General features: G+C 40.2%; 16 protein-coding genes, 1 tRNA gene and 1 pseudogene. 4 read left to right on the top strand and 14 right to left on the bottom strand.

Annotated features, from left to right (window positions below; translation table 11 throughout):
• Positions 1-65: 65 nt before the first annotated feature.
• The 4 genes and pseudogenes from tet(O) to FYJ25_RS12250 form a co-directional block, all read left to right on the top strand.
• The gene (gene tet(O) / locus FYJ25_RS12270; protein ID WP_118694314.1) at positions 66-1,985 is read left to right on the top strand and encodes a tetracycline resistance ribosomal protection protein Tet(O); all 1,920 of its coding nucleotides are present in this window, start codon (positions 66-68) and stop codon (positions 1,983-1,985) included.
• Between the two features lie 50 nt (positions 1,986-2,035).
• Positions 2,036-3,256: a tetracycline efflux MFS transporter Tet(40) gene (gene tet(40), locus FYJ25_RS12265; RefSeq protein WP_024407615.1), complete on the top strand. Its 1,221-nt coding sequence runs from the start codon at positions 2,036-2,038 to the stop codon at positions 3,254-3,256.
• 599 nt (positions 3,257-3,855) lie between these two features.
• Positions 3,856-4,365, top strand: coding sequence for a sigma-70 family RNA polymerase sigma factor (locus tag FYJ25_RS12255; protein ID WP_105116765.1), 510 nt, complete (start codon positions 3,856-3,858; stop codon positions 4,363-4,365).
• A gap of 150 nt (positions 4,366-4,515) precedes the next feature.
• A pseudogene (locus FYJ25_RS12250) lies at positions 4,516-5,142 on the top strand (IS256 family transposase); the annotation flags it as partial.
• Between the two features lie 185 nt (positions 5,143-5,327).
• Here FYJ25_RS12250 and FYJ25_RS12245 read toward each other — a convergent pair.
• The 14 genes from FYJ25_RS12245 to FYJ25_RS12180 form a co-directional block, all read right to left on the bottom strand.
• Positions 5,328-5,780, bottom strand: a complete 453-nt coding sequence (locus tag FYJ25_RS12245) for a YaiI/YqxD family protein (RefSeq protein ID WP_154432775.1) — start codon at positions 5,778-5,780, stop codon at positions 5,328-5,330.
• Positions 5,777-6,115 carry an MmcQ/YjbR family DNA-binding protein gene (locus FYJ25_RS12240; protein WP_154432774.1) on the bottom strand — a complete coding sequence of 113 codons (339 nt, stop codon included), beginning with the start codon at positions 6,113-6,115 and terminating at the stop codon, positions 5,777-5,779. Before FYJ25_RS12240 ends, FYJ25_RS12245 begins: the two co-directional genes overlap by 4 nt.
• Before the next feature lie 14 nt (positions 6,116-6,129).
• A complete protein-coding gene (locus tag FYJ25_RS12235) occupies positions 6,130-6,849 on the bottom strand; it encodes a hypothetical protein (RefSeq protein ID WP_154432773.1) in 720 nt (239 codons plus the stop codon).
• 57 nt (positions 6,850-6,906) lie between these two features.
• Complete coding sequence (locus tag FYJ25_RS12230; protein ID WP_154432772.1) at positions 6,907-7,116, bottom strand: hypothetical protein; 210 nt, start codon at positions 7,114-7,116, stop codon at positions 6,907-6,909.
• Positions 7,117-7,401: 285 nt separating this feature from the next.
• Positions 7,402-7,833: a hypothetical protein gene (locus FYJ25_RS12225; protein ID WP_154432771.1), complete on the bottom strand. Its 432-nt coding sequence runs from the start codon at positions 7,831-7,833 to the stop codon at positions 7,402-7,404.
• Positions 7,834-7,848: 15 nt separating this feature from the next.
• On the bottom strand, positions 7,849-8,145 hold the full coding sequence (locus tag FYJ25_RS12220; RefSeq protein ID WP_154581414.1) for a hypothetical protein: 297 nt from the start codon (positions 8,143-8,145) through the stop codon (positions 7,849-7,851).
• A gap of 17 nt (positions 8,146-8,162) precedes the next feature.
• Complete coding sequence (locus tag FYJ25_RS12215) at positions 8,163-9,155, bottom strand: DUF6017 domain-containing protein (RefSeq protein WP_154581413.1); 993 nt, start codon at positions 9,153-9,155, stop codon at positions 8,163-8,165.
• Positions 9,156-9,202: 47 nt separating this feature from the next.
• Positions 9,203-9,553 carry a replication initiator protein A gene (locus FYJ25_RS12210; RefSeq protein WP_154432768.1) on the bottom strand — a complete coding sequence of 117 codons (351 nt, stop codon included), beginning with the start codon at positions 9,551-9,553 and terminating at the stop codon, positions 9,203-9,205.
• Positions 9,553-10,461, bottom strand: a complete 909-nt coding sequence (locus FYJ25_RS12205; RefSeq protein WP_154432767.1) for a ParB/RepB/Spo0J family partition protein — start codon at positions 10,459-10,461, stop codon at positions 9,553-9,555. The genes FYJ25_RS12210 and FYJ25_RS12205 overlap by 1 nt, the downstream gene beginning before the upstream one ends.
• Positions 10,451-11,236, bottom strand: a complete 786-nt coding sequence (locus FYJ25_RS12200) for a ParA family protein (RefSeq protein WP_154432766.1) — start codon at positions 11,234-11,236, stop codon at positions 10,451-10,453. The genes FYJ25_RS12205 and FYJ25_RS12200 overlap by 11 nt, the downstream gene beginning before the upstream one ends.
• Before the next feature lie 18 nt (positions 11,237-11,254).
• Positions 11,255-12,124, bottom strand: coding sequence for a ParB/RepB/Spo0J family partition protein (locus FYJ25_RS12195; RefSeq protein ID WP_154432765.1), 870 nt, complete (start codon positions 12,122-12,124; stop codon positions 11,255-11,257).
• Positions 12,125-12,535: 411 nt separating this feature from the next.
• Positions 12,536-12,609 (bottom strand) — tRNA-Arg (locus tag FYJ25_RS12190).
• Positions 12,610-13,177: 568 nt separating this feature from the next.
• Positions 13,178-14,053: a DUF3881 family protein gene (locus FYJ25_RS12185; RefSeq protein WP_005349868.1), complete on the bottom strand. Its 876-nt coding sequence runs from the start codon at positions 14,051-14,053 to the stop codon at positions 13,178-13,180.
• A 392-nt stretch (positions 14,054-14,445) separates the two neighbouring features.
• Complete coding sequence (locus FYJ25_RS12180) at positions 14,446-14,982, bottom strand: DUF4446 family protein (protein WP_022169744.1); 537 nt, start codon at positions 14,980-14,982, stop codon at positions 14,446-14,448.
• Between the last annotated feature and the right edge of the window lie 2 nt (positions 14,983-14,984).

Genomic DNA, 14,984 nt, shown 5'->3' with positions numbered 1-14,984 from the left:
GATAGGAGTATTTATCACTGGGTATTTTTATGCCCTTTTTTGGGTGTTGATAGGAGGAAAATCACATGAAAATAATTAACTTAGGCATTCTGGCTCACGTTGACGCAGGAAAGACAACATTAACGGAGAGTTTATTGTATACCAGTGGTGCAATTGCAGAACCAGGGAGCGTAGATAAAGGCACAACAAGGACAGATACAATGAATTTGGAGCGTCAAAGGGGAATCACTATCCAGACAGCAGTGACATCTTTTCAGTGGGAGGATGTAAAAGTCAACATTATAGATACGCCAGGCCATATGGATTTTTTGGCGGAAGTATACCGTTCTTTATCCGTATTAGACGGAGCAGTATTATTAGTTTCTGCAAAGGATGGCATACAGGCACAGACCCGTATACTGTTTCATGCACTACAGACAATGAAGATTCCGACAATTTTTTTCATCAATAAAATTGACCAAGAGGGGATTGATTTGCCAATGGTATATCAAGAAATGAAAGCAAAGCTTTCTTCGGAAATTATAGTGAAGCAAAAGGTTGGGCAGCATCCCCATATAAATGTAACGGACAATGACGATATGGAACAGTGGGATGCGGTAATTATGGGAAACGATGAACTATTAGAGAAATATATGTCAGGGAAACCGTTTAAAATGTCAGAACTGGAACAGGAAGAAAACAGGAGATTCCAAAACGGAACGTTATTTCCCGTTTATCACGGAAGCGCTAAAAACAATCTGGGGATTCGGCAGCTTATAGAAGTGATTGCCAGTAAATTTTATTCATCAACGCCTGAAGGTCAATCTGAATTATGCGGGCAGGTTTTTAAGATTGAATATTCAGAGAAAAGGCGGCGTTTTGTTTATGTGCGTATATATAGCGGAACATTGCATTTGAGGGATGTTATTAGAATATCTGAAAAAGAGAAAATAAAAATCACAGAGATGTGTGTTCCGACAAACGGTGAATTATATCCATCCGATACAGCCTGCTCTGGTGATATTGTAATTTTACCAAATGATGTTTTGCAGCTAAACAGTATTTTGGGGAACGAAATGCTGTTGCCGCAGAGAAAATTTATTGAAAATCCTCTCCCTATGCTCCAAACAACGATTGCAGTAAAGAAACCTGAACAGCGGGAAATATTGCTTGGGGCACTTACAGAAATTTCAGATGGCGACCCTCTTTTAAAATATTATGTGGATACTACAACGCATGAGATTATACTTTCTTTTTTGGGGAATGTGCAGATGGAAGTCATTTGTGCCATCCTTGAGGAAAAATATCATGTGGAGGCAGAAATAAAAGAGCCTACTGTTATATATATGGAAAGACCGCTTAGAAAAGCAGAATATACCATCCACATAGAAGTCCCGCCAAATCCTTTCTGGGCTTCTGTCGGGTTGTCCATAGAGCCGCTCCCTATTGGAAGCGGAGTGCAGTATGAAAGCAGAGTTTCACTTGGATATTTAAATCAATCGTTCCAAAATGCGGTTATGGAGGGGGTTCTTTATGGCTGCGAGCAGGGGCTGTATGGATGGAAAGTGACAGACTGTAAAATCTGTTTTGAATATGGATTGTATTATAGTCCTGTAAGTACCCCCGCAGACTTTCGGCTGCTTTCCCCTATCGTATTGGAGCAGGCTTTAAAAAAAGCAGGGACAGAACTATTAGAGCCATATCTCCACTTTGAAATTTATGCACCGCAGGAATATCTCTCACGGGCGTATCATGATGCTCCAAGGTATTGTGCAGATATTGTAAGTACTCAGATAAAGAATGACGAGGTCATTCTGAAAGGAGAAATCCCTGCTAGATGTATTCAAGAATACAGGAACGATTTAACTTATTTCACAAATGGGCAGGGAGTCTGCTTGACAGAGTTAAAAGGATACCAGCCAGCTATTGGTAAATTTATTTGCCAACCCCGCCGCCCGAATAGCCGTATAGATAAGGTTCGGCATATGTTCCACAAGTTAGCTTAACAGCTTGCAAAAGTCATATAAAATGAGATTTGAAAGGAGAATGTAACTTCATGTTTGCTAAAAATTCAAAGGCATATTCTGTCTACCTGCTGTTCCGATTTGTCTGTTCCCTGGCGGTTTCTATGTCCACAGTGCTTTCCATCGTGTACCACCTGGAGGTGGTGCAGCTGGATGCTTTCCAGCTTGTCCTGGTAGGGACGGTTCTGGAGACCTCCTGCTTTCTGTTCGAGATACCCACCGGTGTGGTGGCGGATTTGTATAGCCGTCGGCGCTCGGTGCTGATTGGAATGTTCCTCTACGGCCTGGGCTTTCTGATGGAGGGTGCGCTACCGTGGTTCGCGCCGGTTCTGCTGGCCCAGGTTGTCTGGGGTTGCGGTGATACCTTCATCACCGGCGCTCTGGAGGCGTGGATTGCCTCGGAGGAAGAGGACAAACCCATAGACAAGGTGTTCCTGCGGGGCAGTCAAATGGGGCAAATCGGCGGCGTTCTGGGCGTGGTGCTGGGCACACTGCTGGGAAACATAAACCTGCAAATGCCTGTCATCTTGGGGGGCAGTTTGTGCTTGTTGTTGGGGCTGGTGATGGTTCGCATCATGCCAGAAACCAACTTCTCCCCTGCTATTGAGGAACGGCAGGGCTTGCTTAAAGACTTTGTCTGCCTGTTCAAGCTCAACCTGGGCTTTGTGAAAGGCGCACCTGTGTTGCTGGCGCTCTTAGCAATCACACTATGCGGGGGACTTGCCAGTGAAGGCTTTGACCGGCTCTCCACCGCTCATTTTCTGGATGACACGGTAATACCCGTTATCGGGCCGCTGAACAGCGTCACTTGGTTCGGTGTTATCAGTCTTATCGGCAACGGCTTAGGTATTCTGGCTTCTCAGTTGCTCATCGCCCGCATGGAGAAAAAAGGGACTGTCAGCCGAACCAGTGTGGTCATGTCCACCAGCGCCGGGTATATCCTGTGCCTGGTTCTCTTCGCGGTGGGGCGGAGCTTTTGGTTCATGTTGTTGGTGTTCCTGCTGGCGGGGCTTATGCGCACCATCAAGGAGCCTGTGCTGGCCGCCTGGATGAACGACCATGTGGATGAGAAAATGCGCGCCACAGTCTTTTCCACCAGCGGACAGCTGGACTCTTTCGGGCAGATCATCGGCGGGCCTATTGTGGGGCTGGTAGCCCAGCAGGTGTCCATACCCTGGGGGCTGGTCTGTACCGCTTTCCTGCTGTTGCCCGCGCTGTTCTTAGTGCCGGTGGCGGGAAAGAAGCGGGATTGATATGGCATAGTTAAGTTTACTGACGAGCGGGAGATTACTTCCGCTCGTCTTCATTTAGTAGCGCAAAATTTGAGGACTCTTTATTTCCTTATTCGGTATAGCGGAGGCGGCTGTCAATTCGACATAATTTTCTTGTGATACTTTACCGTACATGAGCATTTGTTTCGTATTTGAAAGAACAAACTCACCAAATAAAAAAAACGATATTCGGGTGGGTTATTTTGTTATACCCTAAATTACCCTCTGAATTTGTTTTTAAATTTGGAGGGATTTTTTTATGTCCTTTTTTCGGGCAGTTATCTATCTGCTCATACGAAGCAAAATTTATCAATACATAGCATATCAGAGAACGGCAGGAAACCAGTTAAAAAAATTTCTGCCAGTGCAACGGTACTTCTCACCTTGAAAGTAGAAGTACAATCTCCATACAATAGAATTACTATTTCCTATAACCGTAAAGGTCACAGAGCCTTTGCGGTTTTTCTTTTGTCGATTTTTGTTGGAAAGTGCCGTAGGGCTGTTTCTGATATGCGGTGTCGTTCTCCGCCTCTCCATCTGGATTTTTTACATTTCAAAAATTCAGATGGGAGGTATTTATGGTGAAATATGCACCAAGAAAGGTATATATCAGAGAAAGTGGCGGCTATGTGGAATTATCCTACACGGAGTTCTGCCGTTGCAGGGAATCCGACCAGACCTATATGGACAAGCTGTTTATCCCCATTCAAGGCTGTCTGCTTGAAGTCGTGAGGGAGCAATACACAGACTTCTACCGTGACAAGGAACGGTGGCGTTATCTGCAAAAATTAGATACAAAGAATAGACTGCTATCTCTCGACGGATTTACGGACAGCGAGGGGAATCCTCTGGACTTTATCACTGATGAAGCGGTGGACATTGCAGAAACCGTTGTCAATGCGGTCATGGTGGACAGGCTGAAAGCCGCCCTGCCTTTGCTGTCGGATAGTGAACAGGAGCTGATACAGGCAATCTTTTTTGACGGACTTTCCGAGCGTGAAGTCGGGGCGAGGTTGGGCATAACCCAGAGCGTTGTAAACAAACGCAAAGCCAGAATCCTAATAAAACTAAGAAAGATAATAGAAAATTAAAATTTAAGGCGTTCAGCCCCCTTGTTTTTTCCTTTGGGAAGATGAGGGGGCTTTTCTCTGCCCTCTCAATCAATTCTGATTGGAGGAAGTAAGAATGGCATACAACCACGGACGGGAGGACAGGAAATGGCGTATCTGGAAAGAAGCGGAGGAAAAAAAGAAGTTTTAACCATCAGTGTTGGCGATAACGAAAGCGCAAAATACTGGCTTTCCGTTATGAATGAACTGAAAAATCGTGGTGTCAAAGATGTATTAATCATCTGTGCCGATGGTTTAACCGGAATCAAAGAAGCGATTACAGCAGCTTTTCCAAAGACGGAATACCAGCGCTGTATTGTACACCAGGTAAGAAACACGTTGAAATATGTCCCGGATAAAGACAGAAAAGCCTTCGCTACGGATCTGAAAACCATTTATCAGGCCACAGATGAAAAGAAAGCTCTGGCAGCCTTAGAGCGTGTAACAGAAAAATGGACACCGAAATATCCGAATTCCATGAAGCGCTGGAAGGATAACTGGGACGCAATCTCGCCGATCTTTAAATTTTCAACGACGGTCAGAACGGTGATTTATACTACAAATGCTATTGAATCCCTGAATTCTACCTACCGGAAACTGAATCGCCAGAGAAGCGTATTTCCAAGCGATACAGCTCTATTAAAGGCACTGTATCTTGCCACATTTGAAGCTACGAAGAAATGGACCAGTACGATCCGCAACTGGGCACAGGTGTATGGTGAACTGAGTATTATGTACGAAGGACGCCTCCCAGAGTAACGAATAAACAGGCGAATAAGACGGGCGGAAAACCGCCTGCTCTTGACATGCCATTCAACAACTGTTATATATAAAACAAGGGTGAGAAGCCTGATTTTCAGGCTTGCCACCCTTGCATATCATAGAAGAATCTTATTTACAGACTTTTTCTCACAGTCTCGAAAACCTACGTCCTGATTTTTGTACTACCTATCCTTAATATACATCTCGATCAATTTATTCAAAGACACTTCAAACCTTTTATCGTCTGCCTCTGTCCGCTTTGCCGGACCTTTCAAATGATGTTTTTTCTTTGAGTTTCTGGCTTTCTTCGTCAAATGTCGTTCCATCAGCATCTGATCTATATTTTCATCTGTATACCATTTACCGCTCTGATGGATACCATATGCACCTTTACCCAGAATCATTGCCGCGACACCATAATCCTGCGTTACAACAATGTCTCCTTTCTGGCACAGACTGACCAGTTTAAAATCTACTGCATCAGCACCGGCTCCCACTGTGATTACTTCACTGTAATCTGAATATAAAACATGGTTTGTATCACATAAAAGAACAACAGGGATTTCATATTTCTTTGCTGTTTTTTCTACGATTGACACCACAGGACAGGAATCCGCATCTACTAATATCCTCATTTTTTCTTTCCTTTCGTCAGATCATAACTTTCCCCGATCATCCGCCAGATATCTTTATCAGGAACAGAGCCATCCAAGATAATAGAATTCCAGTGTGTCTTGTTCATATGATAAGCTGGGATCACAGATTCAAAAGCATTTCTCCAGAACTCTCTCCATTCCGGATCACATTTTACATTTATCCATACATAACCATCTTTATCATAAATAAGCGCAAATGTTTTCTTATTTCCCTTATGACGCATAACACACCAGTTATCATCATGAAAAGGATAATCTTCATATACATCTTGAAATGAATGGCAATATTGTATTGCCTCCTGCCTTGTCTGCATAGTTTCCTCTTTTCTTAACCTTCCTCTCCCCGGATCGGAGCATAGAAGATCAGCAAATCTATATATTTTTCTCCGTCTCCCTGTTCTCTATAATCATACCGGATCATATAATCCCGAATACTATATCCCCGATACGGATCAGATAGGGTATAAAGTTCTCCTGTTGTAAAATCAATTAGTGAGTACCCTGTGCTTTCCAGATATTCATCATTATCACTGTTTACCTGATCTTCATAAAATTCACACACCTTATCCAGACAATCCTGACACAATTGATCTTTGAGAGTTTCACAGTCTATCGTATCTTTCTCTCCAAGGTGTATATTGGGTTCCGCAATACATCTATCCGGTTGAGAGTGTGTCATAATAGAACCATAATCCTCTCCAAAAGAATTTACCATTGTGCTCATATGCCCAGAATCAATCTTTTCATTTCCATCATCATCATATTCTCGGATCCGGGTGTCAGTGACTGACATATCGGCCCAATGGATAATCCCAATTGAATCGAATTTTCTATAATATTCCAAAAGTCCACCAGCCGGTGTTCCGCAAATAAAGCATTGTTCTTTACCGATTGATGATTGAAGAGACAGTTCAAAGTCATCATCAGATTCATAATCCATCTGATCCAACTGTTGTTTTGTTGTTGATGTTTTTGCAGGCTGCGTCTGACAACCACAAAGAGTAATCCCTAATATAAGTACAAAGCATAAAATATTACTTCTTTTCATAAAAACCCCCGAAGCTGAAATAAGGACGTACTATGCCATCCCTCAGCACAGACGTCCCTATTTTCTAATAATGCCCTGTATATACGCTTTTACCAGCTCTTTTTGATGTTCGTCCATCGCATTCCAGTCATAAAGCAGCTGTTTCTGATCTGCTGTTAAATCAGGAATTTCTTCATCACCTGCAAAAAACTGGGCAAGGGTGATATCGAATCCCTCACATATTTTCTCAAGCGTCTGAATCGTTGGAACACTCTTCCTGTTTAGCAATGTAGAAATAGATGACTGGGCAATTCCAGATTTCTAAGCGAGTCTGTACCTACTAAATTTCTTTTTTTCACACAACTGCTCAATCCTGGCAATAATATAGTTCTCAGCTTGCAAGTATTCTATACCTCATTTCCGATATGATACCCTTATTGTACTTATAATTAAGGAAACTTATCAGATTGTATATTCCAATGCAAAATACTTAGGTATAACGAAGTATACAGGTAAAAAAATAAGGAACTACATTAGTATATCATATTTGTTCCCAGTTCTGCATCAATTTACTCATGATGGTCTGATATTATTACTATCGTTATCAGGAATATCTATGTATTTATCAAACATAGAGAATAGAGCAGCAATAAACTGTTCTGCGCTTCTATTCTGCTCCACAATCTGTTCCAATGACAATCCTTCTATAAACTTACAGACATATACCCAACAAGCCAGATCACATGCTTCTACAATAATGTCATTAATAATCTTTCCCATAACTTTATCAAAATCATTGATATCTTCAACAGGAAGTGATTGCAGATAATCAAGTGGGGGAAGCTCCCCACTTGGATTATACTTTTCTGATTCATCTAAAAATGCTAAGACCTTTTGCCTGGATTCTTCTGGCATCTTTACATATTCCCACAATGCCATAACCACTTTCAAATCCGTATCTCTACGAAGCGGTGGTAATTGGATATAATTATTTTCTTTAATCATGGTTCTTCTCCTCCTCTATGCTAACAATATTCTCACTAATTTTTCCCGGGCCAGATCAATCGCAGCATCTATAAATACACTTACATACAAAACCAGAAATGCTGAAACGATCAGGCAGAACAAAAATACAACCTGCGCCCAATCCTGGTAACAGATAATCGTTCCTATTGCCAAAGCTACCAGTCCAAGCACCACAAATGATTTAGCAATTGAAACCATATTCACAACCAGCTTAACGAGTATTCCCACGATTATGAGAATAAACCAGACCGGAATCAATAATATTTTCCCAATGAGCTTTAAACAAAACATCTTTCTCCTCCTCTCAGTCAGACAGCAAACTGCGGCATGTCATGATTCACTTCTGCCTTATAGTACCCATCGATCGTTGTCGGGGCATTGAATAATGCTGCCAGCATATATTTCTTGATATTTTTCACCTTTGATGTATTCTTCTTGAAACAGTCAAGAACATACTCGATGTGGGAATAATTCAGTTTTAAAAACTTGCCGCGTACCAGTTCTGCCGGATACCAGTTACTTGCGATCAGGATCTTTTCGCTACTGCACAGAACTGTTTCCAAAATAAGCTCATAAATGCCCTGAATCAATGCTTCGTCATACTGATACGCAATAAGTAATGACTCATAATCTATGTTTTCCTTGATGAGATCCTGATAAGCGGATACCGTATTCATCATATCAACATCTGATCTCTGTCTATCGGATATGATTTGATCTGATTTATTCTTACTCTCTTTAATATCGCTAGTATTATTATAATTAGAGTTTGAATTGCAAACTTCTTGAAGTTTATTTTCAGGACTTCTTGAAGTTTGTTTTTGGGACTTCATGGAGTTTGTTTTATAAACTTCTGCATCTTCCAGAGTATCAACATTGGTTTGTTTTGTAAACTTCTGTGCTTCCTCTGCTGATTGTTCCGCCTGTTCCTCATAGACCATGAAGCTTTTTACATATATGATGTTAGCTTTTCCAAATCCCTGCCTGCGCTTTTCAATCAAACCGATTCCATTCTCATCATCCAGTTCCTGCAGCGATTTTACAGCTTTATTCCTTCCACAGTTCAACAGTTCCATGATATCTTCAATGGAAAAATAGATGTATGCCCGGTTCTGTTCATCAAACCACTGATTTTTGATGGACAAAGACATTCTATCCAGCATCAGACCGTATAATATCTTTGCATCACTGCTCAGATTTTTAAAATATTCATTTTTGAATAAAAGTTTTGGTATCCGGTAGAAGCTGTACTGATCAGCTTCATTCCCGTAAAAGTATCGAAATGTCAATTTCTGATCCATATTTTCTCCTTTCCTGCGGTAGTAGTTCCATAATGGACATTTCTTACTCACGCTACCGCAAAGTCTTTTACGTAATAAATGCTTGGCAGCCCCATGCCTCTAAAATGCTTTTCTATAAGTCCGGCATTTTCAAGCTCTGTCAGACATTCCCTTGCTTTTTTTCTGGTTACTCCCATGTCTTTCTGGATTTCCTGAATCGGATAAACAACATACATCCGGTTTCTTTCATCGACCCATTTATTCTTCACCGCCATTCCCATACGGTCTAAAAGAAGACCGTAGAGAACTTTTGCATGAATGGTAATTCCCGTAAATATTTTTTCAGTAACTAGCATCTTTGGAATATGTATAAAAGAATACTGATCCGCCTGTTTTCCATACATATATTTAAAATCCATCACATTACCTCCTGTTCCTGTTTCCATTTCTCCAATAATGATTCAATCACTTTCTCCACGTCTTCCGATGTATAATTCTTTGGAAAATATTTCGTCAGCTTCTTTTCATTCAAAGTTACCTTTCTTGCCGGAGCCTTTACCGGAATATGGCTATTCAGAATACTGATCATCAGACTCTGGGTAACCGGTCCTTGTCCAAGATAATTTCTTAAAGCTGCAATTTGGTTCGGTTTGATAAATCCATTGTCACAGATATATTCATAAATCCATTTCTGTACATCCGGTGGAATATATGATATATCAACAGCAATGGTAAAGTTCAGACGTTTCTTGTCTACCAATTCCAGTAAATCTGGGATAAGTTCTGTCAAGCGGATGTATCTTTGAACCTGTTTATAGCTTTCTCCGGTTCCTTGAGCAATTGCTTCTGTTGTTCTTTTAAACTTTGGGACATTTTGTCCCAAAGTTAAATCAGTCCTTTCACCTTGATGTCTCATTGCTTCCATTTTCATTTTATAAGCGAATGCCTTCTCACTCGGAAGCAACTCCTCTCTTTGGATATTGGCATCTACCATGGCAATCACAGCTTCATCATCCGTCATTTCTCTGACAATTGCCGGTATTGTTATTAACCCCGCCTTCTGTGCCGCATGCATCCGACGATGGCCGGAGATCATTTCATATCCATCATTTTGATCCGGACGGATCAGAACCGGGGTCAAAACTCCTGATTCACTGATGCTTTCTATGAGATTCTGCATTTTCTCATCATCAATTACTTTAAATGGATGACCTGCAAAGGACTTTATTTTATCAATCTCAATCTCCATTGCAGACTCTTCATTTACAACTCCCAGAAGTTCATCAATACTTGTCAGTTTGATTTTCTCGCCGCTTCTATTTTTCATTTTCTAAAACCTCCTGTGTAAGACTCTTATATGCATTGGACACTTTGCTCCTAGGACAGTGAGCATAAATACTGATTCCCTCTGCACTTGTTTCTGCCGCCTTTACCGATAACGGTATTACATTTTCAAAAATCGTGATCTTTGAACCGTAGGTAACGTGGAGCATGGTTGAAATATCTTTTGCGTAATTTGTTCGGAAATCTACCATCGTCAGCAGAATTCCCATAATCTGCAATTTCCTGTTCAGTCTTTTCTTTACCATAGAAATGGTTTTGATCAGCTGCTGGAGACCTTTCACCGGCAAATATGCTGCCTGTACCGGAATCAGAACTGCATCCGAAGCAACCAGTGCATTGATCGTCATCATGCCAAGGCTGGGCATACAGTCGATCAGGATATAATCGTATCGTTCTCTCATCATTTCGATATAATCTTTCATGATCATTTCCCGGCTCATCACATTTCCCAGCGTTACTTCCAAGGCTGACAATTCAATATTTGCCGGTAACAGATCCACATTTTCCTCATGATGAAGAATTCCATCCTCCGGTTTTATTTCTTCCTCATTAATAACTGCCAGCATAATTGTTGCCAGGGTAGTACCAAGATCATCCGGTTCCACATACCCAAGACTGGCTGTCAGGCTTCCCTGGGGATCCGCATCAATCAAAAGCACCTTTTTCCCTTCTTTCGCCAGGCCGATCCCTAAGTTTACTGTTGTCGTTGTCTTTCCGACCCCGCCTTTCTGATTTGTAACAGCGATTACTTTACACATTCTTCATTCCTCCGTTTCTTATTTGTCCCAGTATTGTTCCATCCATATTTTTAAGATTGCTACGATTTCACGCTTCATCATTTCCGGTGTATAGTTGTTGGGAAAATATCTGTGAAGCTGTTCATTTGTAAATGTGACTCTTGTTATTTCTCCTTTTTTTATTTCACTGAGAATTTCCTGCATCTTTTCTAAAGTCAGCTTTCCATCTTTGCTCAATTTTTTTATTCGCTGTGCCTGAGAAAGAGAGGGCACTGACTGAGCATAATCCATGGCTTCGATTAGCTGTTTTTGTTCCTTTTCCTTTAATGCTGCCAGTTCAACTGCCGGATTGAAGGAAATCAGTTCATCATCTAACTGCTGTAAAAGCTCTGGAATCAGGTTCGTGAGAGTAATATATCTTTGCACCTGCTTTGGACTTTCACCTGTTTCTTCTGCGATAATTTCCACTGTTCTCTTTCCTTTTAAATTGTGGTCGATTTGGCTACGCGGTCTTCCTGCAGTCCTTTTCATAGCATCATTCTTCATTTTGTAAGCAAAAGCTTTCTCGCTGTAACTGATCCGTTCCCTTTGAAGATTAGAATCCACCATTTTTATAATGGCTTCCTCATCGTTCATTACCCGAATAATCACAGGCACTTTCCGATATCCAAGCTGCTGTGCTGCATATTTTCTTCTGTGACCAGAAATGATTTCGTATACACCATCTGGTACCGGCCTTACGATCAGCGGATTTAAAACACCATATTTTTTTATGCTGTCTTTCAGAAGATGCATATCCTTATCATCTTCAACCTTGAATGGATGATCTTTAAAAGATCTGAGCCTTTCAATCTCAATTTCAATTATCTGTTCATCATCAAACTGAGTAGCTGCTTCTTTTCCTGCCATTAAACTCCTCCTTTTCCTGTAATCCAAACAAAAAATGCCCGTTCAGATTAGATTCTTTTATTTGAATCTGATCCAAACGAGCATCCCGTTTGCCATTAGCTACAGCTAATGAAACATTCTATTGTTTCAGCTAATAGAAGTTTGCAGAAGTTCCTTTTATAGAAGGATTTTACACCGCTTTACCCTGTTTTACATCCCCAATCTGAGGTTTCAACAGGAACGAACCCCGATGTTAGCAGGAAGTTCATTTTTTCCCGTTTGCAAAACAGCAATTTTGATTAGCTGCCAGCTAACGAATATCACTTCAAATTAGCTGGAAATTCATTTCTCACTTGCTTTTTCTTCATCGAAAATAATAAAAAGCGGAAGATGGTTTTGCTAATTTTGCTAACCATTTTCCGCTTGATATACCGTCTCCGGGAGGATTTGAACCTCTGACCCCTCGCTTAGGAGGCGAGTGCTCTATCCAGCTGAGCTACGAAGACAAGTACCGATTTTTGGCTTAAACACTAAGTTTTCAGCCTTTTGGTTCGGTAACCGATATATGATTTTCAGCTGATTTTTAATCAACTGCAGATCATCAGATTATGAAATTGTAACAGTAGAACATCCGCCAAAATGGGGAAAGCTCCGTTGTTAATTTTGTCTCTTCCAGAATAGATTCGAACTCCAAGTTCTTTTTTCTGTTTTCCCTCAGGGTTCAGCCGCGGCTCCTTCTTAGGAGGCGAATGCTCTATCCAGCTGAGCTATGCCGACATACGATTTTGGCTTAAAATCAAGGTTTTCCAGCCTTTTTGATCACCCGGATCGGTGACCGATTTTTTCTATTTTCAGCCGATATTTTTTTCGGCGAAAATGCTATTTGCGTCCTCTGCAGCACTTGGCTTTTCTAATCAAAATTCTCAGTACCGAATTGCCATCGACACCTGAGTACTTTTCAAAAGTTCTCAGTACAGGTCCCCCCTTAGGAGGCGAGTGCTCTATCCAGCTGAGCTACGAAGACACATTAACATACATAAAGTATATTAAATTATTTTTTTTCTTTTGTCAAGCCTACAGGCAGTCTACTTCTCCCTGCAGCCAAAGAATCCCTTTAAATCTGCGTCCTACTTTAGGTTCACCCATCAAATCTTCTTTTGCTATAGTGAATTCAATCTGAATGGAATTGCACTCTACTGATAAGTAATAAAATATCTCTTTCGTTCTGCTGTTCTGCATTTCCATCACATTGATGATTTTTCCAAGAACAGAATATTTATCACATTCTACACTATGAGGCATAAAATACGATGTTACAATGGTAAATAGATCTTCCTTTTTTGATCTGCTGCTGACTGCGGTATATGTATCCATATCTTCTAGTGTCAGCTGTTCCATTGCCTCAATATCTCCTGCTTTTGCAGCATCGATCATTTCATTACGGAGTTCATTTCCCTTTCGTTCTTCCCGTTCCTGAAATTCATCTTTTTCGACTGGTAAAATAATCATTCCCTTTTTTGACATTCCGGATAAAGTTATACTATTTATCTTATCATGAAACTTCCCATAAACTATTTTTAAATAGTCTACTGGATTATTTACATGAAATATTAGTGGGATACCAATATTATTCTCATCACAAATGCCCGCATACCCTTCTTTATCTGTATAATGTTCAAATTCTAAATCTTCATGATACAGGTAATTCGCACCGCGGACATATGGGTAAAAATGATCTGTTACCCGATATCCATCTCTATCCATAACTTCTATTACTGCAATCCCTACTGCTTCAGCAAAATCTTTTTCGTAAATAAATATTGCTTCTTCTTCGTCTATTTGAAACCAGTTTTTTCTACTGGGATTCTTCTTTATTTCATTAATTAGTTCGTCTATCTTTTTTCTGCTGTTCAAATCACTAAAACCAATTGCTTTTAAATATTCTCGCATATATGCCGCTCCCTCTCACTCCTTTTATATTTATAATTCCGTATCATCATTATATGATGTTAGGGTCAAAAGGTATTTTGACCCTAACTTGATGTCACGAATTACTCCGCAGCTAATGCAGCTCCCGTAATTCTGAAACATTCGAAATCCGCTGATTTACTACGTAAATCGCTACTTTCTCATGTTCCGCGGGTCCCAAAGTCAAACACCTTATCGTACAAGCACGAACGGCGTTTTGACCTTTTGACCCTGACATCATTATATATTTATATAATTCAGAAAGCAAGTTAAAAGAGTTAAGATATGTGAATTGAACATATCTTAACTCTTTTTCTTTTGTGTTTATATATTATGATGTTGAAATCAAGAGGTATCTTGATTCTGGTATCATATTATTTATCTGTTTCTTTTTTTTCGTCATATTTTAATGCCATATCAAGAGAAATCTTTTCTTCTTCTGCTAATACCTGTTCACATACAGCTTCTTTAATTTCTTTTAAATAAACATGACATCCTGCTCTATTATGTATTACATTTAAGATAAATCCATTATCTCTACTATTTAACAGTGTAAGAGCAAAACTGATACTTCCTCCGCTAAGAGAATTTTCTACATTAAATGCATCATATTTATAAATACCGACCTTGCTGTAATTTCTTCTGAGCATATCATAAATAATAGCAATCTGAGCATCATTATCTTTCTGGCCAGCTTTTAGCTTATCAATCTCCCTGAATCTTTTATAAATTGTATATTCCAAAGACTTTCCGCTTTCTCCAGTCATAAATTCCACATATCGCTTTCTCATCTTTAAGTAATCTAAAAGAAGAAAGAATAGTGCTATAAACATGATCACAACTACAACTGATACAAAAACAATAAATGCATCCAGTTTCACATTAAAGAAATTTAATATTCTACTATTCATAC

It is taken from the genome of Anaerobutyricum soehngenii (assembly GCF_009697165.1).
GTDB classification, from domain to species: domain Bacteria; phylum Bacillota; class Clostridia; order Lachnospirales; family Lachnospiraceae; genus Anaerobutyricum; species Anaerobutyricum soehngenii.
Note: the sequence above shows the minus strand (reverse complement) of the source record. Positions and strands in the feature narration are given on the sequence as shown.